The organism is Bradyrhizobium neotropicale (assembly GCF_001641695.1).
Classification (GTDB): domain Bacteria; phylum Pseudomonadota; class Alphaproteobacteria; order Rhizobiales; family Xanthobacteraceae; genus Bradyrhizobium; species Bradyrhizobium neotropicale.
In genome coordinates, this window is the sequence record NZ_LSEF01000006.1 from 15661 (window position 1) to 40530 (window position 24870).

At 64.2% G+C, this 24870-nt stretch carries 27 protein-coding genes, 2 tRNA genes and 1 pseudogene; 18 read left to right on the forward strand and 12 right to left on the reverse strand.

The features are described 5' to 3' along the window. Positions 1 to 86: 86 nt before the first annotated feature. Positions 87 to 629 (reverse strand): tetratricopeptide repeat protein, encoded by a 543-nt coding sequence (locus AXW67_RS00455; RefSeq protein WP_027554600.1) that lies wholly within the window; start codon positions 627 to 629, stop codon positions 87 to 89. A 255-nt stretch (positions 630 to 884) separates the two neighbouring features. Here AXW67_RS00455 and AXW67_RS00460 point away from each other — a divergent pair, with 255 nt between their 5' ends. The 4 genes from AXW67_RS00460 to AXW67_RS00475 all read left to right on the forward strand — a co-directional run bounded on the left by AXW67_RS00460 (position 885) and on the right by AXW67_RS00475 (position 3347). Then, on the forward strand, positions 885 to 1241 hold the full coding sequence (locus AXW67_RS00460; RefSeq protein ID WP_063675790.1) for a His-rich protein BRANT: 357 nt from the start codon (positions 885 to 887) through the stop codon (positions 1239 to 1241). A 221-nt stretch (positions 1242 to 1462) separates the two neighbouring features. Continuing rightward, positions 1463 to 1873 carry a hypothetical protein gene (locus AXW67_RS00465; protein ID WP_063675791.1) on the forward strand — a complete coding sequence of 137 codons (411 nt, stop codon included), beginning with the start codon at positions 1463 to 1465 and terminating at the stop codon, positions 1871 to 1873. A 288-nt stretch (positions 1874 to 2161) separates the two neighbouring features. Next, complete coding sequence (locus AXW67_RS00470) at positions 2162 to 2869, forward strand: outer membrane protein (protein WP_063675856.1); 708 nt, start codon at positions 2162 to 2164, stop codon at positions 2867 to 2869. Positions 2870 to 3107: 238 nt separating this feature from the next. Then, a complete protein-coding gene (locus AXW67_RS00475; protein WP_027554604.1) occupies positions 3108 to 3347 on the forward strand; it encodes a DUF6719 family protein in 240 nt (79 codons plus the stop codon). 27 nt (positions 3348 to 3374) lie between these two features. On the opposite strand, the gene AXW67_RS00480 is transcribed toward AXW67_RS00475, so the two are convergent. Both AXW67_RS00480 and AXW67_RS00485 read right to left on the reverse strand, forming a co-directional pair. Next, the gene (locus AXW67_RS00480) at positions 3375 to 3629 is read right to left on the reverse strand and encodes a hypothetical protein (protein WP_063675793.1); all 255 of its coding nucleotides are present in this window, start codon (positions 3627 to 3629) and stop codon (positions 3375 to 3377) included. A 320-nt stretch (positions 3630 to 3949) separates the two neighbouring features. Then, positions 3950 to 4330: a hypothetical protein gene (locus AXW67_RS00485; protein ID WP_063675795.1), complete on the reverse strand. Its 381-nt coding sequence runs from the start codon at positions 4328 to 4330 to the stop codon at positions 3950 to 3952. Between the two features lie 99 nt (positions 4331 to 4429). Between AXW67_RS00485 and AXW67_RS42975 the strand changes: the two genes are divergently transcribed. Then, positions 4430 to 4594, forward strand: a complete 165-nt coding sequence (locus AXW67_RS42975) for a hypothetical protein (protein ID WP_198024787.1) — start codon at positions 4430 to 4432, stop codon at positions 4592 to 4594. Positions 4595 to 4598: 4 nt separating this feature from the next. Here AXW67_RS42975 and AXW67_RS00490 read toward each other — a convergent pair whose 3' ends face one another. Beyond that, the gene (locus tag AXW67_RS00490) at positions 4599 to 4790 is read right to left on the reverse strand and encodes a hypothetical protein (protein ID WP_063675858.1); all 192 of its coding nucleotides are present in this window, start codon (positions 4788 to 4790) and stop codon (positions 4599 to 4601) included. A 245-nt stretch (positions 4791 to 5035) separates the two neighbouring features. Between AXW67_RS00490 and AXW67_RS00495 the strand changes: the two genes are divergently transcribed. The 5 genes from AXW67_RS00495 (at position 5036) to AXW67_RS00515 (ending at position 11283) form a co-directional block, all read left to right on the forward strand. Beyond that, positions 5036 to 6733 carry a methyl-accepting chemotaxis protein gene (locus AXW67_RS00495; RefSeq protein ID WP_063675797.1) on the forward strand — a complete coding sequence of 566 codons (1698 nt, stop codon included), beginning with the start codon at positions 5036 to 5038 and terminating at the stop codon, positions 6731 to 6733. Between the two features lie 249 nt (positions 6734 to 6982). After that, positions 6983 to 7702 (forward strand): class I SAM-dependent methyltransferase, encoded by a 720-nt coding sequence (locus AXW67_RS00500; RefSeq protein ID WP_063675799.1) that lies wholly within the window; start codon positions 6983 to 6985, stop codon positions 7700 to 7702. A gap of 126 nt (positions 7703 to 7828) precedes the next feature. Then, a complete protein-coding gene (locus tag AXW67_RS00505; RefSeq protein ID WP_063675801.1) occupies positions 7829 to 8542 on the forward strand; it encodes a class I SAM-dependent methyltransferase in 714 nt (237 codons plus the stop codon). 102 nt (positions 8543 to 8644) lie between these two features. Further along, the coding region (locus tag AXW67_RS00510; protein WP_245315315.1) for an outer membrane protein assembly factor BamB family protein at positions 8645 to 10349 on the forward strand (1705 nt) is incomplete at its 3' end. Between the two features lie 514 nt (positions 10350 to 10863). Further along, positions 10864 to 11283, forward strand: a complete 420-nt coding sequence (locus AXW67_RS00515; RefSeq protein WP_063675803.1) for a GFA family protein — start codon at positions 10864 to 10866, stop codon at positions 11281 to 11283. A gap of 16 nt (positions 11284 to 11299) precedes the next feature. On the opposite strand, the gene AXW67_RS00520 is transcribed toward AXW67_RS00515, so the two are convergent. Further along, positions 11300 to 11374 (reverse strand) — tRNA-Thr (locus AXW67_RS00520). A 346-nt stretch (positions 11375 to 11720) separates the two neighbouring features. Between AXW67_RS00520 and AXW67_RS39955 the strand changes: the two genes are divergently transcribed. Next, a complete protein-coding gene (locus AXW67_RS39955; protein ID WP_082907702.1) occupies positions 11721 to 11969 on the forward strand; it encodes a hypothetical protein in 249 nt (82 codons plus the stop codon). 48 nt (positions 11970 to 12017) lie between these two features. On the opposite strand, the gene AXW67_RS00525 is transcribed toward AXW67_RS39955, so the two are convergent. Both AXW67_RS00525 and AXW67_RS00530 read right to left on the reverse strand, forming a co-directional pair. Further along, complete coding sequence (locus AXW67_RS00525) at positions 12018 to 12311, reverse strand: hypothetical protein (protein WP_063675805.1); 294 nt, start codon at positions 12309 to 12311, stop codon at positions 12018 to 12020. 706 nt (positions 12312 to 13017) lie between these two features. Then, the gene (locus AXW67_RS00530; protein WP_245315316.1) at positions 13018 to 13407 is read right to left on the reverse strand and encodes a hypothetical protein; all 390 of its coding nucleotides are present in this window, start codon (positions 13405 to 13407) and stop codon (positions 13018 to 13020) included. A gap of 347 nt (positions 13408 to 13754) precedes the next feature. On the opposite strand from AXW67_RS00530, the gene AXW67_RS00535 reads away from it, so the two are divergent. Together AXW67_RS00535 and AXW67_RS00540 are read left to right on the forward strand one after the other, a co-directional pair. Continuing rightward, positions 13755 to 14240 carry a hypothetical protein gene (locus AXW67_RS00535; RefSeq protein WP_027554616.1) on the forward strand — a complete coding sequence of 162 codons (486 nt, stop codon included), beginning with the start codon at positions 13755 to 13757 and terminating at the stop codon, positions 14238 to 14240. Between the two features lie 58 nt (positions 14241 to 14298). Beyond that, the gene (locus AXW67_RS00540) at positions 14299 to 14784 is read left to right on the forward strand and encodes a hypothetical protein (protein WP_063675809.1); all 486 of its coding nucleotides are present in this window, start codon (positions 14299 to 14301) and stop codon (positions 14782 to 14784) included. A 63-nt stretch (positions 14785 to 14847) separates the two neighbouring features. Here the strand turns inward: AXW67_RS00540 and rlmB are convergent, their stop codons facing one another. Beyond that, positions 14848 to 15678, reverse strand: a complete 831-nt coding sequence (rlmB, locus tag AXW67_RS00545; RefSeq protein WP_063675863.1) for a 23S rRNA (guanosine(2251)-2'-O)-methyltransferase RlmB — start codon at positions 15676 to 15678, stop codon at positions 14848 to 14850. Positions 15679 to 15889: 211 nt separating this feature from the next. Between rlmB and AXW67_RS00550 the strand changes: the two genes are divergently transcribed. Continuing rightward, positions 15890 to 15975, forward strand: a tRNA-Tyr gene (locus AXW67_RS00550). Positions 15976 to 16157: 182 nt separating this feature from the next. Beyond that, positions 16158 to 16396 (forward strand): annotated as a pseudogene (locus AXW67_RS39960) (GIY-YIG nuclease family protein). 39 nt (positions 16397 to 16435) lie between these two features. On the opposite strand, the gene AXW67_RS00555 reads toward AXW67_RS39960, so the two are convergent. Together AXW67_RS00555 and AXW67_RS00560 are read right to left on the reverse strand one after the other, a co-directional pair. Continuing rightward, complete coding sequence (locus AXW67_RS00555; RefSeq protein WP_063675811.1) at positions 16436 to 17467, reverse strand: LLM class flavin-dependent oxidoreductase; 1032 nt, start codon at positions 17465 to 17467, stop codon at positions 16436 to 16438. A 103-nt stretch (positions 17468 to 17570) separates the two neighbouring features. Beyond that, positions 17571 to 19628 (reverse strand): ATP-dependent helicase, encoded by a 2058-nt coding sequence (locus tag AXW67_RS00560; RefSeq protein WP_063675813.1) that lies wholly within the window; start codon positions 19626 to 19628, stop codon positions 17571 to 17573. 127 nt (positions 19629 to 19755) lie between these two features. On the opposite strand from AXW67_RS00560, the gene AXW67_RS00565 reads away from it, so the two are divergent. After that, positions 19756 to 20346, forward strand: a complete 591-nt coding sequence (locus AXW67_RS00565; RefSeq protein WP_063675815.1) for a TMEM175 family protein — start codon at positions 19756 to 19758, stop codon at positions 20344 to 20346. An 8-nt stretch (positions 20347 to 20354) separates the two neighbouring features. Here AXW67_RS00565 and AXW67_RS00570 read toward each other — a convergent pair whose 3' ends face one another. Next, a complete protein-coding gene (locus AXW67_RS00570; RefSeq protein ID WP_063675865.1) occupies positions 20355 to 20735 on the reverse strand; it encodes a YciI family protein in 381 nt (126 codons plus the stop codon). Positions 20736 to 20936: 201 nt separating this feature from the next. Here AXW67_RS00570 and AXW67_RS00575 point away from each other — a divergent pair, with 201 nt between their 5' ends. Next, entirely contained in the window at positions 20937 to 21122 is a 186-nt protein-coding gene (locus AXW67_RS00575; RefSeq protein ID WP_063675867.1) for a hypothetical protein, read from the forward strand. 10 nt (positions 21123 to 21132) lie between these two features. Here AXW67_RS00575 and AXW67_RS00580 read toward each other — a convergent pair whose 3' ends face one another. After that, positions 21133 to 21846, reverse strand: a complete 714-nt coding sequence (locus tag AXW67_RS00580; RefSeq protein WP_027554625.1) for a substrate-binding periplasmic protein — start codon at positions 21844 to 21846, stop codon at positions 21133 to 21135. Between the two features lie 351 nt (positions 21847 to 22197). On the opposite strand from AXW67_RS00580, the gene AXW67_RS00585 reads away from it, so the two are divergent. After that, positions 22198 to 24603 carry a hybrid sensor histidine kinase/response regulator gene (locus AXW67_RS00585; protein WP_063675817.1) on the forward strand — a complete coding sequence of 802 codons (2406 nt, stop codon included), beginning with the start codon at positions 22198 to 22200 and terminating at the stop codon, positions 24601 to 24603. The last annotated feature ends 267 nt before the right edge of the window (positions 24604 to 24870 follow it).

Here is a 24870-nt window from a genome sequence, read left to right on the forward strand (position 1 = left end):
GTATCCGCTTCGCTCGAAAACGCTCCAACCCAAAAAGCAGAACCGGCACAACCCTGAGGATTGTGCCGGTTCGTTTGCGTTGCGACTCAGTAGACGAGCGTTGCGCCGGTCGGCTTGTCCAGCGCGGCTGCAAGCGAGCGATACTCGGTGCTGTCGGTGCCGGCGAGCGAGGCGATCTTGTTCAGATGATACTGCGCCTGTTCGCGGTTGCCCTGCTCGAGCTGCCAGAGACCGTAATACTGCCAGGTCCGGACGTGGTTCGGATCGTCCTTCAGCGCCAGCTCGTAATAGATCTTCGACTGCTGGTAATCGCCGAGCTTGCGGTAGGAGTAGCCGATCAGATTGGCGACGTCGGCGACGTCCTGGCGCTTGAGCGACTTCAGCTGGTCGATCGCGCCCGTATAGTCGTGGCGGTCGTAGATCGTGGTGTAGGCCGTGCGATAAGCGGCGAGGAATTTGGGGTCGCTGATAGAGGAGCTCTTCTTCTTCGATTTCTTGCTCGAAGAGTCCGACTTCGGCGGCGGCGAGGGATCGTCGCTACCCGCAGCGTAAGCGCTCGTCAGCACCGGTCCGGCCGCCAGCGTCATCGAGACAAGTCCCGGTACCAGAAGCATTGAAAGTCTGCGCATCTATCTTCTCCCGTATGGAACGAGGCGATCCTACACGATTGCCTTCTGACGGGAACACCCGCGGTACGAAAACATTCCCAAATCGCCCGGTTTATTGCCCCTCCCTGAGGAGAGATGACAAACTTGTCATCCAGATGAACGGAAGCTTGCGATGCACTTCAGAATGGGTTCAGCGCGCTCCAACTAGGCTCACTCCTACGATCGAAGGGTCGGCGAGAGGGCGCCGCCTCAAGATCCTTCAAAGAGGAGACCACCATGCTGAAGACTATTTCCGCCGCTTTGCTCGCAGCTTCCGTGATCGCAGCTCCGGCTTTCGCCGCCGAAGCGGGCAAGACCACGACCACCGCACCTGTGATCAAGGCGGACCAGAGCCAGACCAAGACGTCGACCACCGCCGCGAAGTCTGACGCCGGCGTCAAGGCCGACACGAAAGCTGCCGACGCCAAGGCGGATTCCAAGGCGAAGGCGATGAACGCCAACGCCGCGGTCACGCCCGCCGAGCACAAGTCCGTGCGCACGCACCGCCATCACCACAAGCAGCTGTCGGCCAAGAAGTCGCTGAAGACGCAGCCGGATGTTACCAAGCCGGTGAGCACCGACAAGCGCAGCTAACGACTGATCCCGCGAGGCGGCATCCCCGCATTGCCCCGCCGCCTCGCGCGGAGTTCAGGCCGGCCCGTTTCGTCATGACGAGCACGCGCAAGCGTGAGCGCCATGCGGCGGGCCGGTATGCTGATTGCCCGGCCGGCAACATGGAATTCCCTTATGGATTTCCCCTGGAGCAACCTTGGCGCTAGAACATCTCAGAGTGAGGTGGTTCGGAGTCGTGGTCTGTGGGGCGATTGGCGAAACGCGCGGCGGTCCTCGTGCTTCCGCTGGCGCTTGCGGCATGTTTTGGCAGTGACGGCGACCGTCCATCCCTGATGGACGCGGGGCCGCAGCCGTTTCCCGATAATTTCCGCAGCGACACGCTGGCCCTCATGCGCACCTATCTGAACAACCCGGTCGGCGTTCGCGAGGCCAGCATGGCCGAGCCGGCGCTGCGGCAAGTTGGCGGCCGTCCGTTCTATGTGAGCTGCCTGCATTTCACGCCCCGCGAGACCGACGGCAGCTACAAGGCGATGCGCGAGCGGGCTGTCATCTACGTCAACGGACGGGCGGATCGTGTCGTCGAGCGGGCCAACGAGCTCTGCGCCGGTGCGGTTTACGCACCCTTTCCGGAACTGGAAAAGATGACGCGCTAGCGCAAAGCGGGTCTTCACCGCTCGGTGGTAGGACTACAGCCGCCGGGGCCGCTGGATCACATTTTGGCGAGCTTTGAATGGGCGGTGTGGCTTTGCGACAAACTGTTACGACATGCCATGCGCGGGCGACAGAATCTGTCGGCGCAAGGGAGCGTGACGGAACAGGAACGCGCGTCGTTGCCGCCCCGTCACAGTATCGGACGATCAACGTTCCGGCACTGCCGCCAAGCAACCAAATTCAGGCCACGTTGTTTGCTGAGGGTCGAATTTGAAAGAACGGGGATGATCATGAAGACGATTTTGCTCGGCGCAGCAGCCCTGCTTGCGCTGGCAGCGCCAGCCGCGGCAGCCGACATCCCGGCGCGCACCTACACCAAGGCACCGGCCTATACCGCGCCGCAGGTGGTCTATAACTGGACCGGCTTCTATATCGGTGGCCATGTCGGCGGCGCCTTCGCCGGCGACAACACCTTCCAGTCGAGCGATGCCCGTTTCCTGGGCGGCGTGCAAGGCGGCTTCGATTACCAGTTTGCGCCCAACTGGGTCGTGGGTGTCGAGGCCCAGTATTCCTGGCTGCCGACGAACAACAATGCTGTCGGCTTCCCGTTCGGCACGCAGGTGACCTCGAACACCGACCAGATCGGCTCGGTGACCGGCCGCATCGGCTACACCTGGGGACCGACGCTGGTCTACGCCAAGGGCGGCTATGCGTGGCGCAACAACAACCTCGGCGTCAGCGTCGCCGGCGTGCCGCAAACGTTCACCGCCACCGGCAATAACAAGGACGGCTACACCGTCGGCGCCGGCCTGGAGTACATGTTCGCGCCGAACTGGTCGGCCAAGGCCGAGTACCAGTACTATAATTTCGGCAGCACCACCTTCACCTCCGGTCCGGCCGATGTCGTCGGCGTTCGCGGGCGGGAGGACGAACATACCGTCAAGGTCGGCGTGAACTACCGCTTTGGCTGGGGCGGCCCGGCGGGCTCGCGCTACTGATCCACGGACCCAGCCAACCGCATCTCACAAAGGCCGGCTCTGCCGGCCTTTGTTTTGAGCCGGCCGCGTGTCTGGCGCGAGCCTTGCAGGGAATCTTTTCACCAAGCGGCTTTTCGACGCGCGCCTTCTCACGCGCGTCATGGGGCTGCGGTAAAGCAAAAATAATTTTTACGATTTACGGAACTCGCGCTCCGGAGCGCGTTAATATGAAAATTCCCGGGCTGGTGGGACAACGAATATGCGTATCTTGGCGTCGGTGGTGATCTCGTTCCTCGTCGCGCTGCCGTGCTCTGCACAGACGATCCTCAAATCCGAACCTTTGATGTTGGCGCCCTATGAGGTGGCCTTTGTGCGGGACGGCTCCTGTCCCTCCGGCAAGGTGCTCAAGGTCACCGGCGCGATCCGCGGGCTGCATCGCCGGAAGGCCTGCGTAGCCCTCGCCGGCGAGCAGGCCTCCCTGGCCACTGCAATGCCCTGAGCGCTACCCGCCGGCGGTCGGACTTCTTTACGAGTTGAACTCGGGCTCCATTCTGGATTGCTGCTCGGCGTCCGCCTTGTTCTTGGCGGGGTCCTCGCCTTGGGCAGCCCGGCAGGGCTTGATTTCGTAGTCATTGTCGAGCACCCGGCGGGGCCCGGGCCGCTCATCGTCGTTGGCCACGTCCACGACCAGCCCGCTCCGGTGTGCGAGCTTCCAGACGTCGGCCTCGGCCGGATAGGCCTTGCTGATTTGGGCGTCGTTGCAGAACAGGGCGTAGGGCATCCTTCCCGCTCCCAAGAAAGCCGCTCCCAGGAAAATCCATTAACGGCTTGCGGGCGGCGGGGTTCCGGACGGGCTATCGATCACGGCGCCGTGATCGAGGATGCTGGAGTCTGAGTCGTAAACGAGTCCTGAATCCCGGGAAAAAGAATCCCAGGGACTCTCCGGCCGGAATCAGCGGATGCTTCGGCCCATGACGAGCGACCTCAAAACCTCCTGCGGGCACATGCTCCTGCCGTTGACTTTGGCGCTGGTCGGCGCGTGCGCCGCCAATCTCGTCCTGGTGTGGTCCTGGTTGTGACCGGCCGAGGCGCCGCCATGCCTCACTTTTCTACCGGCGGGCGAGAGGAGGGGGCGCGAATGGCCTCGCGGAGCTTGGCCAGGGTTGTCGCGCAATATTCCTCGCGTTCGCGCTCGAACCGCTCCTGATGCTTGCGGAAATTGGCGATACGGGCCTGCATTTCGCTGCGGAAGTCGCCAATCGCCCGCGGCGGCGCGTGGACGGGCTGGGGCGGCGGGATGGCCGGCGACGGGTCGATTTCGGGCGCGGCTTCCGGCGGCCGCGCGGAGACGATCTCGGCGGGCAGGGGCGGCGCAGCCGCAGGCGCATCCGGCTGGCGGAGCTCGCCCGTCTTGCCGGTTACGGATTGAACGAAGGCCATCGTCTGCGCGATCAGGGCGTCGCGCTCCTTGATCCACTTCATGATCCACCTCGGTGAATCATTCCAGCAAAGCGGCTGCGACGAATCAAGAGTCGTTTGCAAGGGATTGCATATTTTTCCCGATAGCCTGACACTATGCGAATGGTTGCTCAGGACGAAGAGTCGGACGAAGCGTTGGGCTTGAGGCTCGTGCGTGCCTTTCTGTTGCTGCCGCCCGAGAAGCGGGCAGAGGTGATCGCGTTCGTCGAAGAGCTCGTCCGCGCCCGCGGCCGGCCCGAGGAGGGCAAGGAAGTGTCCCCGACCTGAAGCGCTATCGCTCGCGCGGCTTGACGTTGGGGACGAACGGCGCGCCGACAATGCGGACGGGCGTCTCGATGGCGGCATCGATCGGCCCGCGCGTGGCAACGCGGGGGTCCGATGTCTGGCCCGAAACGGGCTCGAACAGTGCAAGCGTGGCCGCCACGACGGCGCAGCAGAGCATGACCATCGCAAGCAGAAGCATGTTTCGGTTGTCTTCCCTGATCCGCATGGGCCGAGAACGAGCGACGCAAGCGATTGGTTCCGAGCCGGCGATGATTCTCGCGAAAGTTGCCGAAGCTTACGCCAGGCTGACGCGCAGAAGCTGAAAGGTTATTTTCCCGTAAGAGTACCCGTGTCATTTGGTATTAATTTTTAACACCCGCCGGTTCCAATGCCGTCGCTGGGACGACCTCCGTCCCGTTGAGCGAAAATCATTGGGCGGCTGCGATGAGCTTTTTGAATAATTTGAAGATCGTGTGGAAGGTCGCGCTGATCGTGACCGTGATGGGTTGTGCGATGATCGGTGTCGCGACCTTCGGCGTGCGAGAGCTTTCTTCCACAGTCGACCGATTTGCAGAGCTTTCCGCCGCGCAATCGGCAGCCCTCAACATCACGCGCGCCCAGCGTCGCATGGAGACCTATCACGCGGCGCTCTACGCGATCTTTACCGAGACAACCGAAGCGGGCAACGCCAATCGCCTGAAGATCGCGAACCAGAATCGCAATGAGATTCGCCAATACCTGGATGCGGCGGAGCAGGATGATGCTTCCCGTGGAAACGAGATCAGGAGCCTTAGCGAGCAGTTGAAGGCCGCGTTCGTAGGCTGCGATGCGGTTTTGCAGGCCGGCGCCGCCGCGAACAGCACGGAAGAGAACGCCAAGGCTGCCGAACGTGCCCACAAGGAATGCGACCCGCTGATCGACGCGTCCCTCGAGCGCATTGCGACGTTCACGTCCGATGTGGCCAAGGCGGTCGCCCAGCGTAAGCAAGCCATCGTGCGCGATGCCGGATCCGCGACCTGGACGGTGATCGGCGTCAGCGCCGGTGGTCTCGTGCTGGGCATCGCGATCGCGCTCTTCATCGGCCTCAAGGCGATGTCGCAGCCGATCGCCCGGCTCAAGCTCGCAATGGAGGGCCTCGCCCGCAACGATCTCAAAACCGAAGTGCCGGAGAAGGATCGCCGCGACGAGATCGGCGACATGGCCAGGACGGTCGAGATCTTCAAGACCAATGCGGTCGAGGTCGAGCGGCTCAAGGCGGCGCAGGCGGAAGCCGAGCGCGAGGCCGCCGAGCAGCGCCGCCGCGACATGTTCAACCTTGCCGATGGCTTCGAACGGGCGGTCGGCGAGATCATCGACACGGTCGGATCCGCCTCCACCGAGCTCGAGGCATCGTCCTCGACGCTGGCGACCACTGCGCAGCGCGCGCAGGAATTGACCTCGGTCGTCGTGGTCGCCTCGGGCGAAGCCACCGGCAACGTGCAGTCGGTCGCAACCGCCACGGAGGAATTGTCCTCCTCCGTGAACGAGATCAGCCGCCAGGTGCAGGAATCCGCGCGGATGGCCAGCGAAGCCGTCGGTCAGGCCCGCACCACGACCGAGCGCGTCAGCGAGCTCTCGATCGCGGCGACGCGGATCGGCGATGTCGTCGAGCTGATCAACACCATTGCCGGCCAGACCAATCTGCTCGCGCTCAACGCCACGATCGAGGCCGCGCGCGCCGGTGAGGCCGGCCGCGGTTTTGCGGTCGTGGCTTCCGAGGTGAAGACGCTCGCCGAGCAGACCGCGAAGGCGACCGGCGAGATCAGCCAGCAGATTTCCGGCATCCAGACTGCCACCGAGGAATCCGTCAACGCAATCCGCGACATATCCGCGACGATCGAGCGGCTCTCGGAAGTGTCCTCGACCATCGCCGCGGCGGTCGAGGAGCAGGGCGCTGCGACCCAGGAGATCGCACGCAACGTCCAGCAGGCGGCCCACGGCACCCAGCAGGTCTCCTCGAACATCACCGACGTGCAGCGCGGTGCGGCGGAGACCGGCTCGGCCTCCTCGCAGGTGCTCTCGACCGCGAAGCTGCTGGCGAGCGACAGCAGCCGGCTGAAGCTCGAAGTCGGAAAATTCCTGTCGACGGTGCGCGCCGCGTAACTTCGCGCGGCGGCGTGCGTCCGCCGCGCCTCGACCTATCGCACCAGCAGAAGACCGAGCGCGATTGCGAACAGCATGGCCGTCATGACGACGGCCGCAGCCGCGCCGGCGGCGATCTTGGCTTTCTCTCGGGCGGTCGTGGGGCGCATGCGACGCACACGCTAGCTCATGTTGAACTTCGATCCAACGTGTGGTTAATGGCCGTCCCCGCGATGCAAGCGGCCAACATCCATTCCCGAAGGTCGATCCATGAGCGACGATGTCAGCGACGGCTGGGCCGATTCCGCGTCTGCGTGGATCGTGGAGCAGGGTGAGGATGGCGACTACGGCCGCCGCTTCGTGCTGGACGCACCGATGCGTGCGCGGATCGAGGGACGCGGTTTCCGCCGCGCGCTGGATGTCGGCTGCGGCGAGGGGCGCTTCTGCCGGATCATGCAACGCGCCGGCATCGCCACCATCGGCATCGATCCGACCGAGGCGTTGCTCGCGCGTGCAAAGGCGATGGATCCGCAGGGTGACTATCGGCTCGGCCGCGCCGAGGCGATGGATTTCGATGCGTCCTTTGATCTGGTCGTCAGCTATCTCAGCCTGATCGATATGCCGGATGTCCGTACGGCGATCGCGAAGATGGTGGCGGCGCTGCGGCCGGGCGGCACACTCCTGATCGCCAACCTGACGAGCTTCAACACCGCCGGCCAGCCCGATGGCTGGACGCCGGACGGCGAGGGCGTCCCGCGCTTCTCGATTGATCATTACATGGACGAGCGGGCGATCTGGGTTGCCTGGCGCGGCATCCGGATCCAGAACTGGCACCGCCCGCTGAGCACCTATATGACGCTGCTGCTCGATCACGGCCTCCAGTTGCGCCTGTTCACAGAGCCCGAGCCCACGGGCGGCGCGCCCGAGCAGATCGCCCGCCACCGCCGCGTGCCCTACTTCCACATGATGGAGTGGCAGAAGCCGGTTTGAGCGAGACGTCGAATGTCTGTCAGGAAAGCTGAATGACGCGATCGAGCGCTGTCCAAGGAGATTTCGAGCGCGATCCGCGGTCTGTATAGTGCGCTCGCGAATGGTCTTTGACTTGAGGTGTGTCCGATGACCTCCAATCGTCCACCCGTGCTCGCCCATGAGCGGTTCGTTGCCGACCGCGCGAACTTTTCCGGTCTCGATCTCGCCGCGCGGTTCGAGCGGATCGAGAGGACCAATCTGTGGGGTGCTGCGACCTCGGTCTCCGGCCTCGGCTCGGAGGACCGTGCCACGGCCGCGATCCGCGAAGCGCTGCCATCGCTCTTGAAGCGGCTCGGCGCGCGTTCGCTGCTCGATGCGCCCTGCGGGGACGCAAGCTGGATCGGCCGCCTCGGGCTCGAAGTCGATTTCACCGGCGTCGATATTGTGCCGTCGCTGATCGAGAGCAACCATCAGCGCGTGGAGCGCGGGGAATTGTCTGGCCGCTTTCTCATCGCCGACATCACGCGCGACGCGCTGCCGCCTGCCGACGTCATCCTGTGCCGGGATTGCCTCGTGCATCTGAGCTTTCAGAACATCGGTCGTGCGGTTACTCGCTTTCGGGCGAGCGGCGCGCGCTTCCTGCTCGCCACCACGTTTCCCGAATTGGAGAGCAACGAGGACTGCGAGGATGGCGACTGGCGGGCGTTGAACATGGAGCGGGCGCCGTTCAACTGGCCTCCGCCGCGCGAGCTGATCAACGAGCGTTGCGAGGAGGGCGGAGGCGGCTGGCGCGACAAGAGCCTCGGGCTGTGGCGGCTGGATGAGCCGCGCGGCGAGGGCGGCATTGCGAAGGCGGTATGACCGGAATGGACGGAACATCCGTTGCCTCAGTGATCGCCCTCGCGCTATACTTTGGGTTGTGTGAAGCGATCTCGTATTGCGGTGGCGATGTCGGAGCACGTCATGAGAGTGAGCGCTGTCGTGGCTGCACTGCTGGTCTGGTGTTGCGCACCGGCGCGCGCACAAGACGGCGCGGCGCTTTACGCAAGGCATTGCGCGCAATGTCACGACACGGCTGATGCCCAGAGCCGTGTGCCGGGCCGCAGCGCGCTGCAGGCAATGTCGTATGAAAACGTGCTGGGGGCGCTTGCGACCGGCAGCATGGCGGGCATCGCGAAGGAGCGCAGCGACGATGAGCGCCGCGCGATTGCCGCCTTCGTCACTGGCAAGACCGCGACGAACAGCACTGCTGCCGATGCGGAAGGACGCTGCTCGCAGCAGACAGCCCGCTTTCCACAGGCGATCGACGGACCGCGCTGGAACGGCTGGGGCGTCGATACCAGCAACAGCCGCTTTCAGCCGACCGAGATGGCGGGCCTGTCCGCCGAGCAGGTGCCGCGGATGCGGTTGAAATGGGCCTATGCCTTCCCGGGAGCCTCGCTGTCCTTTGCGGCGCCGACGGTCGTGGGCGGTCTGTTGTTCATCGGCGGCACCGATCGCAAGGTACGTGCGCTCGATGCAAAGAGCGGCTGCACGGTTTGGACCTTCGCAACTGATGCCGCGGTGCGTGCCGCGATCAGCTTCGCGCCGCTCGCAGGCTCGGATCAATTCGCGATCTTCTTCGGCGATCTCAAGGCCAACGCTTATGCGGTGAACGCCCTGACCGGCGCGTTGATCTGGAAGGTGAAGGTCGAGGAGCATCCGGCGGCGCGGATTACCGGCGCGCCGACGCTTCATTCCGGCGTGCTCTATGTGCCGGTGTCCTCGATCGAGGAGGTCGCCGGCTCGCAGCCGAGTTACGAATGCTGCACCTTCCGCGGCAGTGTGGTGGCGCTGGACGCTGCGAGCGGCAAGACGGTGTGGCAGGCCTATACGATCCCGGAGGTGCCGCATCCGACGGAAAAGAATAGCAAGGGCACGCAGCTCTTCGGCCCGTCCGGCGCCTCGGTCTGGTCTGCGCCGACGATCGATCCGAAACGCAACGCGGTCTATGTCGCGACCAGCAATTCCTATTCGAACCCGCCTGCGGTGACCGCCGATGCGATCCTCGCCTTCGAGCTTGCGACGGGAAAGCTGATCTGGAAGCAGCAGGCGACGCCGAAGGACGCCTACATCGTGGCCTGCTTCACAGCCGACAAGACCAACTGTCCCGAGGATCACGGGCCCGACCATGATTTCGGCCAGTCGCCGATCCTGGTGAATCTGCACGACGGCAAGCGCCTGCTCGTGATCGCGCAAAAGTCCGGCGTCGTGCATGCGCTCGACCCCGATGATGGCGGCAAGATCCTGTGGCAGACGCGGGTCGGGAAGGGCGGCGCGCTCGGCGGCAGCGAATGGGGTTCGGCCGCGGACGGGAAGCGCATCTATGTCGCCAACTCCGACGTGCGCTTCCTGCGCGACGGCACCAGGCGTCTCGACTCCACACAGGGCGGTGGCCTGTTCGGCCTCGATCTCGAAACCGGGAAGATCGAGATGGAGGTGCCGCCGGTGCCTTGCGGCGACCGTCCGCAATGCAGCCCGGCGCTCTCGGCGGCGGTCAGCCTGATCCCTGGCGTCGTGTTCTCCGGCAGCGTCAGCGGCTTCCTGCGCGCTTACGCGGCCGCCGACGGCAAGCTCCTTTGGGAGTTCGACACCGCGCAAGACTACACCGCCGTGAACGGCATTCCCGNTGGCGGGGCGATCGACGGCCCAGGTCCAGTCATCGCTGATGGCATGCTCTACACCAACTCCGGCTACGGCCAATGGAGCGGTGTCCCCGGTAACGTGCTGCTGGCGTTCGAGGTGGGGAAGGAGTGAGGGGAGCTCATTGCGAGCCAACGGGTCCGCGCCAAGCGCGGCCCGATGACAGGCTCCGCGAAGCAATCCAGACTGTTTCCGCGAAACGCCCCTTCGACGACGGGGCGGGCAAAGTCGTAAAGGTGTTTTGCCCGACGGCACAAGGGATTCTTTGGATTCTTTTTTCCGAAATCAACCCCATGCAAAGTAGAGTTTGCGGCGCCGCTCCGATCGGCAGCACAAGATATTGACGTCCGGACAAGACTCCTGACCGGCTTTGTCAGCATGACGTGAGCCGCCTGGGTAGAGCGCCTCGCGCAGGACGCATTGCCGATTTTGCTGATGCGGCCGGTGTAATCGGTTTCGCCCGATTGGCACTTCTTCGAGGTGAGATGGGAGTTTTTCCGATGATCGATGCCAGATGCAGTTGCGGTGCTGTTGCGCTTTCGCTTCCAGGGCCATCCAGCCTGGTCGTTGCCTGTCATTGCATCGACTGCCAGCGCCGAACCGGCGCGCCGTTCGGCGTAGGAGCCTTCTACCCGGTTGAGGTCGTCACGATCTCAGGAGCCCCGAAAGAGTATGTTCGCGCCGCCGCAAGCGGCGGCAAGATCCGCAGCTATTTTTGTCCCGACTGCGGCTCAACGGTCTATTGGAAAGCCGACAACCTGCCTGCGATGATCGGCGTTGCCCTTGGAGCAATAGCGGATCCGGAATATCCGGCGCCCTCGAGATCGGTCTTCGAGCAGTCGAAGCACACCTGGGTCGAAATCGATGGTGCTGCCGTCGAGCATTTCCAGCAGAGCAGCGAGCCGAGGAATTCAAACTGAGACGTGCGCCAAAAGCTGGTGCCGGCTGAGGGGATTGAACCCCCGACCTTCGGTTTACAAAACCGCTGCTCTACCGCTGAGCTAAGCCGGCAAAATGTTGATTAATCAATCGCTTGTCGATAGTCCGGATCGAACGTTTTGGCAACCTTGGCCATAAGTGGGCCCAATGCTCAGCCCCCCTGGTCAGGAGGCCGATCTTCTCGGCTGCCGACTCGTCTCCCCTCCGCGTCCTCTTAGCGTAGACCTCGAGCAGGACGCTAGGGTCATGCCCCAACCTTTTTGCAACCGTATGAACCGGGGTCACCTGATCGAGCAGCCAAGTTCCATGCGGCGCTGGAACGACTGGCAAATATTCGATTGCGGTAACTTAAAAACAGGAAGAGACTTTGACGGTCGGACCCAACAAGCCCCTACGGCAATCACCGAAGGAGGAGGGAATGACCGCTTATAATTACGGATGGAAGTCGCCCACTGCCGCGCAACGTGAGGCGCAAAGGGTTTTCAAGGAAACCGATGCCAAAGTAGCGATGTCCGAGTACGAACGCATCCAAGCGGCGTTTCATGCAAACCGCGAGAGATTAAAGGCTGAACGACTTGCTCGCGAGGCCGAAGCGGCGGCCCGGAAGCACAAAAACCGGATCACGGCCCACCCTTCGAATGTGCATGGCGGTCTGCGGCACCGCTGATACGAGCATTCAAAATTTAAGTCCGGCGCACGCTATGCGTATCTTTTGCTAATTGGCGGTGCTGCCGCTCTTGGCCTTGGACGACTGCTTCACCGCCGGCTTGGCCGGCGCGGCCGACTTCTTCGACGCATCATCGCCGCGGGCAGTTCCCCACGGATCGACCGGCTTCTGGTCCGGAACATTATTGAGGGAGCGTTGATAGGCGCGCTCAGCTCGATTGTCGTCCGCCTTCTGCGCGGCCGTCTTCTCCTTGGACTCTTCACCATATTGCTGAACATGGTCCTGCGCCAGTGCGGGGCCGGCGATCAGGGCAAACATGACGGCGACTGCGATTTTGCGCATTGAGAAACTCCCGGTTCTGCGACGAGCATAACGTCACGCCGATTGCGGCATCAATGCAGCGGAGCGTGAGCCGGGACGAACATCGTCGGGCCGCCTTGTTCTATCAGCAGGATCAGTGTCTCCGTGGCGGCTTGCCACGCGGGCGCGCCATGCTTCCCATCGACGTTGTGGCTGCACCTGCAATGCGAGGCGGCGGGGCCAAAGCGTAGCAGGTGGGGAATGCTCAGGCTATGCTCTGGCTCGATCTCGCGTCGGCGAAACAACGTCCCACGACGTCAATCGGCGGCTTGCAACGGACGTCGAAGCGCGATTTCGGCACGAGCAATCCATTCTGAGCGTTGGGCAGTAATCGCGTATTGGGCAGCCTGTCACCCTTAACCGCCCGATTGGTTATCTGATTAACAAATACGTCGGCCTTCGCGCGGACATCCGTCTGAAGGGAATATGCTTGCTGCGCCCCAATTAGACCGGCGAGGCTCACAATACAGGTAAGGAAATGTGACGTGAGTATCTCGATACGCATGATACCGCTCACTTGGCCACTCGCCCCTTAGTTCTGTCGCGACGAGGAGCCTTGCGGTTCATTGATGAGGTTGCTGTTGAGTGTGTACAGGAATGGCGCGTGCCAGAACCCGCGAAGGCCTCTGCGGGCATGAATCGGGCGGCCTTTCGGCCGCCTGATCTGTCGTACTCAACTTGGACCGGCCTACTGGCAGAGGTGCTGGCGGCCGTCTTCTCCCTTGAACCAGGTGCCGGGCCTGCACACGATGCCGTTGCGGGCGGCGTAGCTGTTCCAGTCGCCGTACCAAGCGGGGCCGCCACGATCGTAGCTCGCGTAGGAATTGCCCCAGCCCTGGAACGGTGCGGCAGCGACCGCTGCGGCGGTGCCGACGGCAGCGCCGGCGACCGCGCCAGCCGTGTCGAGCGGCCAGAAGCCTGATTGTGTTCGATCGTTCGGATTCACTTGCCGATAAGCCGAGTGCCGGCGGCGATAGTAGCGGTCGTTGGCCGGATGGCCGGGGCCAAGATTCTGGCAATTCGGATCCTGGAAGAGCCCCGCGCAGCGGGCCGGATCGGTGACCGCCGTCTGTGCCATGGCCGAGCTTGCGAGCATGGTCGCCGCGACCGCGGCGGCCCCGAGGAGTTTGATATTCAGGTTGTTGAACTCCCGTTTGGGTTGAGCGTGGAGCTAAATACCCACCTCGGCGGACGTTCCGGTTGCATGCGCCGAATTTCACGCGCCGCCGGTCAAACAGACGTGAGCTGGGCGGACCAGGTCCTCGCGGCGGGACGCGCCCGTTAACGGTTGGTGAGCGCACCTTGCCGCATTTGAGAGGCGCGCAATCCTTGCGCGTTAGGCTTACCGGAAATTGGCCGAACGGCCTTAACACTCTCCGCGCGGTGATCGGATAGGTTGCGGGCCGGATGAACCGGGGCCTCTTCATGCGCGCTTTTGCGCTCGCAGCCTTTCTGATCGGACTGCCCGCGACGGCGCTTGCCGGCGAGGGCTTCGATCTCGTCGTTCCCGGCCGTCCCGGCGTGCCGATCATCATCAACAACATCGACGTGTCTTACGCCGTCGTCGAAGGGACCTGGGGCCTCGGCAAGAACATCCAGGTGCAGCCGACGATCTATGGCGGACGCTATATCCCAGAGCGGCAGCCGCCCGAGGTCGGGCATTATTATCCGACGATGGGCCTGCGGCCCGGCTACGGCCGTCTCGAGGTCGAGCCGCCTGCAAACCGCAAATTGCCGAAGCCGGCCGAGAGCTACTACCGGAGCTGGGGCGCGCAATCCGCGCCGCTGCCGCCGCAGATGGATATTCCCGCCGATCCGCCGCCGGTGATCCTCGCGCCTGAGATCAACGTCAATCCACAACACCATCGGCCGCGGCCTCACGCGGAAGGACCCGGCAGGCCGCTGAGGTAACGACCAAGCCAACAAAACAAGTTCAAATCCAACGAACGAAAATCGACAGGAGAGAGTAATGCGTCAAATGATTTCGGGACTGGTCGCGGCGGCTGCCGTGATGTTCGTGGGCGCCGCGCCCGCCATGGCCTGCGGCTTTTCGCCGTGCGCGCCGGTTGTGCCGGTCTACACCGGCTGCAACACCGGTTGCGGCAGCTGGGGTTATGGCGCTGGCTATGGCGGCTGGGGCTTTGAGCAGCTCGCCGAGCCGGCCACGCAGTACTACTACGTCAACCAGGGCCCGACCTACACCGGCCCCGGCGCCTTCGCGCCGTATCCGACCTATCGAGAGGACGCAGTCGTCGCGCCCGCCAATTACGGTTACGGCTATGGCTATCGCGCCGCCTATCCCTATCACCGTCCGTACTACCGTCCGTATCGCTACGGCTACGGTCCGCGCTACGGCTACCTTCCGCGCGCGCACTACGGCTACGGCGCGCGCTATGGCTACCGCCCCGCGCCGTACTATTACGGCGGCCGTCGCGTGCTGCGCCGCTACTACTGATCGCCCGATCGGTTGAGTTAGCGAAGCGCCCGTCCGCGTGATGCGGACGGGCGCTTTGTTTTGCTACCGCTTCATCAACCCCAGCCGGCTGGCGCCGACATAAAGCGAGAGCACGGCGGCGTTGGACACGTTGAGGCTCTTGATCTCGCCGGGCATGTCGAGCCGCGCCACGACGCTGCAGGTCTCGCGCGTCAATTGCCGCAGGCCCTTTCCTTCCGCGCCCAGCACCAGGGCGAGCGGCTCGCGCAGCGCCACCTCGCTGAGGTCCTCGCTGCCTTCGCTGTCGAGGCCGACGGTCTGGAAGCCGCGCTCATTCAGCGCGGTGAGCGCGCGGGCGAGGTTTTGTACGGTCACCATCGGTACGAGCTCGAGCGCGCCGGAGGCGGCCTTGGCCAGCACGCCGGTCGCTTCCGGACTGTGGCGCGCAGTGGTGACGATCGCCTTCACCGCGAACGCCGCGGCCGAGCGCAGGATGGCGCCGACATTGTGGGGATCGGTGATCTGGTCGAGCACCAGCACCATGCCCTGCTGCTCCAACGTCTCGATGTCAGGCGAGGGCAGGGGATCGGCCTCGGCAAGCAGGCCCTGGTGGACGGCGTCGGGCGAGAGCAGGCGGTCGATCTCCTGGGGCCGGACGATCTCGGGGGCGACGCGAGTCTCGATGTTTTCTTCCGCGAGCCGCCGGGCGGCGTTCTCGGTCAGGGTCAGCTTGCGGATCCGCCGGCTGGGGTTTTGCAGCGCCATGGTGACGGTGTGCCAGCCATAGAGGATGACGGGCCCGTCGGTGTGCGAATCACGGTCGCGCCAAGCCGGGCGGCCCGGCGATTTTCCCGGCCTGTTGAAGGGCTTAGCCCTGCCACGGGGGCCCTTGGGGGCGAATTTTCGATCCTTCATGGGCTCGCTTGTGTCACGGGTTCCGGAATATGGCAATTTGGCCATCCAAAGAGGCGATTTTAGCTGTTCGCCTCGGTTGACTTTGCCCCACCGCATCGCCCATAAACGCGCCCGGCCGCTGCCCCCGATCCTGGGCTGTCGCGGTCTTCACGTCTCCATGGCCGTATTCGGTCCGCCGGCAAGGTCCGGCCCGAAAGTGCTGCCGTCGAGCGGGGGAGTGTCCCGAGTGGCAAAGGGAGCTGACTGTAAATCAGCCGCCTCATGGCTTCGCAGGTTCGAGTCCTGCCTCCCCCACCAGCCTTCGCTCGCTTCGCGAGCTACGGCTCGGCAAGCCAGCGCAGATGGCGATAGCGCGAAGCTAGCGAAGGCTGCCGCGCCGTAGCCCGCAGGGCGTAGGCGGGCTGTCGAAGCGATCAGGATGCCGCTATCATCCCCCATGTAGATTTGGAAGCTTCGCGCGATCGCCGGAGGATGCGCGCATGTTCTATGTGTACATTCTCTGGAGCAAAAGCGATCCCGATCGCTACTACATCGGTCTCACGTCCGATCTTCGTGCGCGTCTCAAGAAGCACAACGCCGGTGAGGTCTCGCATACCTCGAAGTTGAGCCCTGGGAGCTCAAAACGTATATCGCGTTCTCGGAAGAGCAGCAGGCCATCGCTTTCGAGAAATATCTGAAATCACCTTCCGGGCGCGCGTTTGCCAAGAAGCGGCTCTAAGCCTGCTACATCGAGGCCGTCGCTTAAACGGATTGCCGCCTACCCCATCATCTCCCTGACCATCGGCACCACCTTGCGCCCATAGAGCTCGATGCTCCGCATCAGTCTGTCATGCGGCAGGGGACCGGCCGAATACTTCAACTGGAAGCGTGTGATGCCGAGCGCCTTTGCGGTCGCTGCGATCTTTCGCGCGACCGTCTCGGGTGAGCCGACATAGAGCGAACCGTGCTCGGCCTCGCTCACGAACTCGTCGCGGCCCATCGGCGGCCAGCCGCGCTCCTTGCCGATGCGGTCGCGCATGGCCTTGTAGTCGGGCCACAGCTCTTCGCGCGCCTTTTCATCGGTCTCGGCGACATAGCCGGGCGAATGCACGCCGACCGGCTTTGCCGGGCGGCCGAATTCCTTGAAGGCGCGGTGATAGAGCTCGACATAAGGAGCGAACCGCGTGGGATCACCGCCGATGATCGCGAGCATCAGGGGCAGATCGTAATGCGCGGCGCGCACCACCGATTGCGGGCTGCCGCCGACGCCGATCCAGGTTTTGAGCTGGCCGTCCTCGACCGGCGGATAGACGAGTTGATCCCTTAGCGGCGGACGCAGCTTGCCTTCCCAGGTCACCGGCGTCTGCGACAAGAGCGCTGCGAACAGGTCGAGCTTCTCCTCGAACAGGGCCTCGTAAGCGCGCAGGTCGAAGCCGAAAAGGGGAAAGGATTCGGTGAAGGAGCCGCGGCCGAGGATCACCTCGGCGCGCCCGTTGGAGAGCGCGTCCAATGTCGCAAATCGCTGGAAGACGCGGATGGGATCGTCCGAGCTCAGGACCGTCACGGCCGAGCCGAGATGAACCCGCTTGGTGCGCGCCGCGATCGCGGCGAGCACGGTCTCGGGCGAGGAGATCGCGAAATCGGCGCGGTGATGCTCGCCGAGGCCGATGAAATCGAGGCCGAGCTCGTCGGCCAGCACCGCCTCGTCGACGACATTGCGGATCACCTGCGCGTGCGAAAGCATGGTGCCCGAGGCATCCTTGGTGACGTCGCCAAAGGTATCCAGTCCGAATTGAAGCGGTGCGGTCATCGATCAGGTCTCTATGGGGAGGATCGTCGAGACTTAATGGATGGCCGCGGCGTCACAAGGTCGCTTTTCGGAAATGCTCGGTTTCCGTTTGTTCGATGCCGGCCTACCGCCACATCCCGCGCATTCGCGCGCCGATGTCGATCTTCGGGCCCTGCGCGGCGGTGCGCGCGGCGCCGGCAGCGGCCTTCGGCCAGGCGGCGCGCTCGAACAGGTGGACCAGCGATTCCGGAATGAAGCGGGTGCGCGAGGCGTAGACATGGCGGTCGCCCTTGGCGGCCTGGCCGTGGGTGAAGAAGCGCTGCGGCACGACGAGGTGCAGATCGTCCTTGGCGCGCGTCATCGCGACATAGAGCAGGCGGCGCTCCTCCTCGAGCTCGGCGCTGGTGCCGGCGCCGAGATCGGACGGCATGCAGCCGTCGACGACGTTGAGCACGAACACCGACTTCCACTCCTGGCCCTTGGCCGAGTGGATGGTGGAGAGGATCAAATAGTCCTCATCGCGCAAGGGCGGGCCGGATTTGTCGCTGGTCGCATCCGGCGGATCGAGCGTGAGCTCGGTCAGGAATTTCTCGCGCGATGCGTAGCCGCTCGCGATCTGCTCGAGCTGCATGAGATCGGCGCGGCGGGTCTCGGAATCCTCGTGGATGCGATCAAGATGCGGCTCGTACCAGAGCCTGACGCGCTCCAGATCCGCCGGCCATTCTGAATAGCGCAGGTTTTCGATCGTGCGGACGAAGTCGGTCCAGTCCGCGCCGGTGCGCGAGGGCACCGGGAGCTGGCCGAGCGCGTGGAGCGGGTCGGTGCTCTCCGCCATCTGGTCGAGCACGCGCTGCGCGGTTGCGGGGCCGATGCCCGGCAAGAGATGCAGGATGCGGAAGCCCGCGACGCGGTCGCGCGGATTTTCGGCAAAGCGCAGCAGCGCCAGCACGTCCTTGACGTGCGCGGCATCGAGGAATTTCAGCCCGCCGAACTTGACGAAGGGAATGTTGCGGCGGGTCAGCTCGATCTCGAGCGGGCCCGAATGCGAGGACGTGCGAAACAAGACCGCCTGGTGCTTGAGCAGCGCGCCTTGCTCGCGGTTGGCCAGCACCTGTTCGACGATGTAGCGCGCCTGGTCGGCCTCGTCGTGCACGGTGACGAGTTGCGGCTTCTGTGACGAGGTGCGGTCGGTCCAGAGGTTCTTGGTGAAGCGCTCGCGCGCAAGGCCGATGACGCCGTTCGCCGCCGACAGCACGGCCTGCGTCGAGCGGTAGTTGCGGTCAAGCGTGATCATTTCCGCGCGCGGTGAGAAGCTCTGCGGAAACTCCAGAATATTGCGTACGGTGGCGGCGCGGAACGAATAGATCGACTGCGCGTCGTCGCCGACGACGGTGAGCCCGCGGCCATCGGGCTTCAACGCCAGGAGGATCGAGGATTGCAGGCGGTTGGTGTCCTGATATTCGTCGACCAGCACGTGATCGAAGCGGCCGCCGATCTCTTCGGCGATCAGCGCATCGCTCATCATCTGCGACCAGTAGAGCAGGAGGTCGTCGTAATCGAGCACGTGCTGGGCCTGCTTGGCCTCGACATAGGCGGCGAACAGGCCTTTCAGCTCGGCGGCCCAGCCTGCGCACCAGGGATAGTGCTGGCCGAGCACTTTCTCGATCTCCATCTCCGCATTGACGCAGCGGGAATAGATCGACAGGCATGTGCCTTTTGCGGGAAAGCGGCTCTCGGTCTTCGACAGGCCGCGCTCGTGCCGCACCAGGTTCATCAGGTCCGCGGAATCCTCGCGATCGTGGATGGTGAAGGCGGGATCGACGCCGATCCGCTCGGCATATTCGCGCAGGAGGCGCGCGCCGATGCCGTGGAAGGTGCCGGCCCAGGTCAAGGCGTCGCGCATGATCGCGGCGTTGTTTTCGCCGAGCACTTTTCGTGCGATCCGCTCGACGCGGCCGGCCATCTCAGCCGCCGCGCGGCGCGAAAACGTCATCAGCAGGATGCGGCGCGGATCGGCGCCGGCGACGATCAGATGCGCGACGCGGTGGGCCAGCGTATTGGTCTTGCCGGAACCGGCACCGGCGATGACGAGCAGGGGGCTGCCCACGGTCGCGCCATCGGCCACGCCATGCTCGACGGCGCGGCGCTGCTCCGCATTGAGCGTGTCCAGATATGTCGCCACGAATCGCCCCGGTGAAAGCCCCAGACTCGGCGATCCCGCTGCGAATCGCAATGCGGCTGGACGGAACCGATTTTAAGACCTAGGGAAAAGCAGGCGAAAGTTCCAGCTCGAAAAGCGCGCCCCCGAAATGACCGAGCTCAAGCCCGACCAGTTCGAGATGCGGCGGCTGGAGTCGCTCAGCAACACCATTTTCGGCGTCGCCATGACGCTATTGGCCTACGATCTCCCCAAGGCGGCGGTCTTCACCAGCGCTCCGGACTGGAGCGATCTTGCCCATGCCTATTCCGGCAAGCTGGCCGGTTTCGTGCTCAGCTTCATCATCGCCGGCCTGTTCTGGATCAGCCATCACCGGCGGCTCGCGCGTCAGCCGGTGGGCAGCCGCGGCATGGTGATTCTCAATCTGCTTTTCCTGCTCTCGATCGTGCTGCTGCCGGTGACCAACGGCCTCTACACCAATTACGGGGCGAGCAGCGCGGTCGCCGTGCTCTACGGCCTGCATCTGACCGCGATCGCCGGTCTCAATACCTGGCTGTGGTGGACGATCTTGCGCCGCTGGCGCCGCGAGATCATGGCCTCGCTGTTTCCGCTGCTGGTGTTCATCCCGGGCACGATCGTTGCGGCATTCGCGCCGCGCGTCGCGCCCTTCGTCTGGTTCATCGCTTTCGGCGGGCTCCTGATCCGGCGCTTCTATGCCGCGCCCGCTGAGCAGGATCCGTAGCCGTCGGATCACCCTGGTGTCGCCCCGAACCCATCGGCTGGCACGTAAAGCTTGACCGGGCGGATTTCGTAGACCGCGGTCGGATTGACCTGGCGTAGCATCCGCGCAGCCGCGATCGCCTCATCATCAGTGTCGAATTCCATGAGATGAAAGCCCAGCAGCTGCTCCTTGGTCTCGGCAAACGGGCCGTCCAGCACCATGCCGGCGCCGGGGCCACGCAATGTGCGGGCCTTTCGGGTCTCATCCAGTCGGGCGGCCGGCCCAAGATGCCCGCTTGTCCTCATGCGCGCCTGAACCTCCAGGACTTTGGTCACGACTGCGGTGTCCTCCTCAGGCGTCCACGACAAAATCTCGTCTTCCACGTGATAGGCCAGGATGGCGTAAAGCATCTTCACCTCGCTTTTTTTGAGCTCGCAGTTCGAAGGACGTATCATCGCCGCCGATACCGACAACCCCGGACACTAAAATATTGCGTTGCCTAGGTGCGGCGAAACCGTCCTGAAACCCGATTGCGGCCTTGCGGCGTGAACGCCGCCGGAAGCGGCCGCGACTGATGACCACAAAGAACACTGTCAATGCTGGAGGCGGCAATGTCGGGTCAGACCATCAGGATCATCTGCGACGCGCGGCGGGCGGGACAATCGGAGCCGGCCGATCCGCACGACCGGGCCGGCCATCACCGCTATTACGGCAGCTCCGCCGAAAATGGCGGGGAGCGGATCGTCGAAAGCCGTCGCGGAAAGCGCCCGCGTCCGCCCAATATCTGCGGCTTCTGAGCCGGCGTCTTCACGGCGCGCTCAGGACCTGCCTGACGAGGGCCTCGCGCAGCGATGCCAATTCACCGCTCGCTTCCATCTGCCCGATCACCTTTCCGACTTTCGGCACGAGATCGCGATGGCGCTCGTGCAGATGGTGGTAGATGTTGATGCGCTCGAGCGGTGGGGAAAGCGGATATATCCGGGACTGCAGATTGAGCTTCCGGACCGCGACCAGTCCGCTGAAGAGGTCGGTGACCATCACGTCGAAACGGTCGGCATCGAGCATCCTGACCATGTTCTCGAGGCTCGTGGTCGCGGTGACGCGGCTCATGCCGCGCGTGCCGGCCTCCGATGAGCCGACGCCGCGCACGATGCCGATGCTGTAGTCCCTGATCGAATTCCAGCCATCGACGTCGAAATGGAGTTTCGCGGTGAAGACCGCGGGCTCGATGTAGTTGATCGCAGGCGTGACCTGGATCAGCGTCGGGTAGTCGCGCGAGAGCGTTCCGATCCGCTGGATCTCGCCGTCGACCTCGCCGGCGCTCGACAGCGCAAGCGCCCGCTTGCCAGGAACGTCCTCGAACTCGAGCTTGATGTTCAGCTTTGCGTAGACGGCCCGCAGCATCTCGCCGCCGACATATTGGTCGGGGATGTCGGCAATGCGTGCCAGCCGGATGACCTGCTGCGCCTGCGATGGGCCGGCTGCGATGAGCGACAGGCAGACGACGACTATCCGCCACATGACGCGCCTCCCTGGTCGCCCACTGCTACGACTGGATTCGGAAGCCCTCGCGCGATCCACCGCAGATCGTGCGCATGCAGGGCCACAACGTCCGCTGTTCGCCCGTCGGCGGAGACGTCTCCGGAGTTTAACCGATGTCATTCCAGCACGCGAGGTGGTAATTTGTGCCGAAATCCCGATGCTGGGCGCAAGATGATCGCGCCGATTTCAAATCGCCCATGGCCGCGGAAGATAGCAGCCGACAGGATGGCTGTACGCGTCGGGTGCTGAAGGAGAGTCTCAACCGTCGATTTGCTCGACGCTGCGACCGGCATGCTGGAGCAGGGTGTCGCCATTCCGGGGAAGTGGTGCATGGGCAACGCAGGTGACGAGGAATCCGGGCGCAGCCGTGACATCGCGCCGGCGGCCGTGAAACAACATCTGAACGGCATCGGCGCTGCGATCGCGCCGCCGATGTTTGCGGCGCTCTTGTCGCGGATGTTCAACTGGTCGCGCAGCGGCGTCGGGCCACGCCTGCTTGCCGCCGTGCTGCTGTTCAGCTCGATCGTGACGCTCACATTGACCGCGCTTCAGCTCTACCTGGACTACGATCGCGAGGTCGGTGTCATCCAGACACGGCTCGATGAGATCGGCCGCAGCTACACGGAAAGCATCGGCGAGAGCTTGTGGAATCTCGACCAGAACCAGCTCAAGCTCCAGCTTGACGGTATCATGCGGCTGCCCGACATCCGCGCTGTCGAGGTCCGCGAGATCGCCGATCGCCCTAATCCCATCCATGTCTCGGTCGGGGAGCGAAGCACCCGCTCGGTCGTGACCCGGGACTATCCGCTGAACTACACCGCGCAGGGCACCGTGCGTCCCATCGGCCAGCTCCACGTCGAGGCCACGCTGAGCGACGTCTATCAGCAATTGCTGAACCGGGCCCTGATCATTCTGGCAAGCCAGGCTGCAAAGACGTTCCTGGTTTCCATGTTCATCATCTACATGGTCCATCTTCTGGTGACGCGGCACCTCGTCGCCATCGCCGAGTTCGTCAGCAAATACAGCCTCGCACGGCCGCCTCCGCCTTTGCAGCTCGAGCGCCGGCCGCCTTACGATGCCGATGAGCTGGACAAGGTGATCGACGCCTTCCACGGCATGTGCGCGAACCTCGAACGAGCCTATGGCGATTTGCGCGAGGCCAATGCGAGTCTCGGGCGCGATCTGGAGATCCGCCGGCGTGCCGAAGAGGACGCGCGCGCGAGCGAGCAGCGCTTCCGCGACTATGCCGAGACTGCGTCCGACTGGTTCTGGGAAACCGGACCGGACCACGTGTTCACCTACATCTCGGATCGGGTCGGCACCTTCGGCATGGACCGCAAGGCTCTGATCGGCAGGCGCCGGTGCGATGCCGCCTTCGACCGCGATACCGAGCCGCAGAAATGGCGCGAGCATATGGCGACGCTCGACCGCCACGAGCCGTTCCGGAAGTTCGAGTATCGTGGCCGCGATGTCGCCGGGCGCGTGCGCCATTTCAGCGTCAATGGCCAGCCGATCTTCGCCGCGGACGGCCGCTTCATGGGCTATCGCGGTTCGGCCACCGACCTCACCGAGCAACACGAGACCGAGGAGCGGCTGCGCCAGTCCCAGAAGATGGACGCGATCGGCCAGCTCACCGGCGGCGTCGCGCATGACTTCAACAACGTGCTCACGGTCATCACCGGCACCATCGAGATCATCCAGGAGGGTCTTCAAGACAGGCCCGAGCTTGCCGCGATCGCGCAGCTCATTGACGATGCGGCCTCGCGTGGCGCGGAAATCACCTCGCAGCTCCTGACCTTCGCGCGCCGGCAGCCGCTGGAGCCGCGCGAGATCGACGTCAACGGCCTCGTGGTCGAGACGGCCAAGCTGTTGAAGCCGATTCTGGGCGAGCATATCGAGATCGTGACCCGGCTCGCTGACGACGCATGGTCCGCGATGGCCGATCCGTCGCAGCTCTCGTCCGCGATCGTCAATCTCGCCGTCAATGCCCGCGACGCGATGCCGGGTGGGGGCAAGCTCATGCTCGAGACCGCGAACCGCGAATTTGACGGCACGGGCAGTGTCAGCGAGGTCACGCGCGGCGCCTTCGTGATGATCGCGGTGACCGACACCGGCCACGGCATCCCGGCGGACATCCGCGACCGCGTGTTCGAGCCGTTCTTCACCACCAAGGGCGTCGGTCGCGGCACCGGCCTGGGCCTCAGTATGGTCTACGGCTTTGCCCGGCAGACCGGCGGCACCGTCGCCATCGAGAGCGAGGAGGGCCGTGGCACGGTGGTGCGGTTGTTCCTGCCACGATCGGAGGGGGAGGCATCTACCAGAACGGAGCCCGTGCAGGCGCTCGCGGCGGCACGGGGCCACGAGACGATTCTCGTGGTCGAGGACGATCCGCTGGTGCAGGGCTATGTCATCGCCCAGCTCGGCAGCCTCGGCTATCGCACGCTCGTCGCCGCCGACGGCGCGACCGCGCTCGCGCTGGTCGACCAGGGCGCCAAATTCGATCTCCTGTTCACCGACATCATCATGCCCGGCGGCATGAACGGCCGGGAACTGGCTGAAGCCGTCCGGCTCCGCCGCCCCGGGGTGAGGGTGCTCTACACCTCCGGCTACACCGACGACACCATCGTCCATGAGGGACATCTCGACCCCGGCGTGGCGCTGCTCCAGAAGCCATATCGGAAGTTGGAGCTGTCCCAGAAGATTCGTGAGACGCTTGCGGGCGAGCCGCCGGCCTGAGCGGCACACACGCCATCAACGAAAAAGGCGCGGCGGGGAATGCCCGTCGCGCCCGATTTCTTGTCTCGCTGGTCCAGGGCTGAGACCGCCCCGTGGCCAAGCCTTTGGTCAAAGCTTAGCGGGCGACCCCAGCGAGGTGACAGCGCTTGAGATAAGACACTGGATCACCTCCTTTCGTTGGTTTCGGGAGACTTTAATATAGGCGGCACGGGTACCCCTGTTAAGGGGAGGCCGGCCGGGGCCGGAACAAGGCCTGTTCGCAAGCCC

Coding starts and splice junctions, on each gene's coding strand:
- AXW67_RS00505 (WP_063675801.1), top strand. CDS start 7,829: ATGACCTCCAATCGTCCACCCGTGCTCGCCCATGAGCGGTTCGTTGCC.
- AXW67_RS00530 (WP_245315316.1), bottom strand. CDS start 13,407: ATGGCACAGACGGCGGTCACCGATCCGGCCCGCTGCGCGGGGCTCTTC.
- AXW67_RS00485 (WP_063675795.1), bottom strand. CDS start 4,330: ATGAAGTGGATCAAGGAGCGCGACGCCCTGATCGCGCAGACGATGGCC.
- AXW67_RS00585 (WP_063675817.1), top strand. CDS start 22,198: ATGGGCAACGCAGGTGACGAGGAATCCGGGCGCAGCCGTGACATCGCG.
- AXW67_RS00570 (WP_063675865.1), bottom strand. CDS start 20,735: ATGCTTTACGCCATCCTGGCCTATCACGTGGAAGACGAGATTTTGTCG.
- AXW67_RS00460 (WP_063675790.1), top strand. CDS start 885: ATGCTGAAGACTATTTCCGCCGCTTTGCTCGCAGCTTCCGTGATCGCA.
- AXW67_RS00575 (WP_063675867.1), top strand. CDS start 20,937: ATGTCGGGTCAGACCATCAGGATCATCTGCGACGCGCGGCGGGCGGGA.
- AXW67_RS00490 (WP_063675858.1), bottom strand. CDS start 4,790: ATGCTTCTGCTTGCGATGGTCATGCTCTGCTGCGCCGTCGTGGCGGCC.
- AXW67_RS00475 (WP_027554604.1), top strand. CDS start 3,108: ATGCGTATCTTGGCGTCGGTGGTGATCTCGTTCCTCGTCGCGCTGCCG.
- AXW67_RS00480 (WP_063675793.1), bottom strand. CDS start 3,629: ATGCCCTACGCCCTGTTCTGCAACGACGCCCAAATCAGCAAGGCCTAT.
- AXW67_RS00535 (WP_027554616.1), top strand. CDS start 13,755: ATGCGCGCTTTTGCGCTCGCAGCCTTTCTGATCGGACTGCCCGCGACG.
- AXW67_RS39955 (WP_082907702.1), top strand. CDS start 11,721: ATGACCGCTTATAATTACGGATGGAAGTCGCCCACTGCCGCGCAACGT.
- AXW67_RS00515 (WP_063675803.1), top strand. CDS start 10,864: ATGATCGATGCCAGATGCAGTTGCGGTGCTGTTGCGCTTTCGCTTCCA.
- AXW67_RS00470 (WP_063675856.1), top strand. CDS start 2,162: ATGAAGACGATTTTGCTCGGCGCAGCAGCCCTGCTTGCGCTGGCAGCG.
- AXW67_RS00555 (WP_063675811.1), bottom strand. CDS start 17,467: ATGACCGCACCGCTTCAATTCGGACTGGATACCTTTGGCGACGTCACC.
- AXW67_RS00525 (WP_063675805.1), bottom strand. CDS start 12,311: ATGCGCAAAATCGCAGTCGCCGTCATGTTTGCCCTGATCGCCGGCCCC.
- AXW67_RS00540 (WP_063675809.1), top strand. CDS start 14,299: ATGCGTCAAATGATTTCGGGACTGGTCGCGGCGGCTGCCGTGATGTTC.
- rlmB (WP_063675863.1), bottom strand. CDS start 15,678: ATGAAGGATCGAAAATTCGCCCCCAAGGGCCCCCGTGGCAGGGCTAAG.
- AXW67_RS00495 (WP_063675797.1), top strand. CDS start 5,036: ATGAGCTTTTTGAATAATTTGAAGATCGTGTGGAAGGTCGCGCTGATC.
- AXW67_RS00565 (WP_063675815.1), top strand. CDS start 19,756: ATGACCGAGCTCAAGCCCGACCAGTTCGAGATGCGGCGGCTGGAGTCG.
- AXW67_RS00500 (WP_063675799.1), top strand. CDS start 6,983: ATGAGCGACGATGTCAGCGACGGCTGGGCCGATTCCGCGTCTGCGTGG.
- AXW67_RS00580 (WP_027554625.1), bottom strand. CDS start 21,846: ATGTGGCGGATAGTCGTCGTCTGCCTGTCGCTCATCGCAGCCGGCCCA.
- AXW67_RS42975 (WP_198024787.1), top strand. CDS start 4,430: ATGGTTGCTCAGGACGAAGAGTCGGACGAAGCGTTGGGCTTGAGGCTC.
- AXW67_RS00455 (WP_027554600.1), bottom strand. CDS start 629: ATGCGCAGACTTTCAATGCTTCTGGTACCGGGACTTGTCTCGATGACG.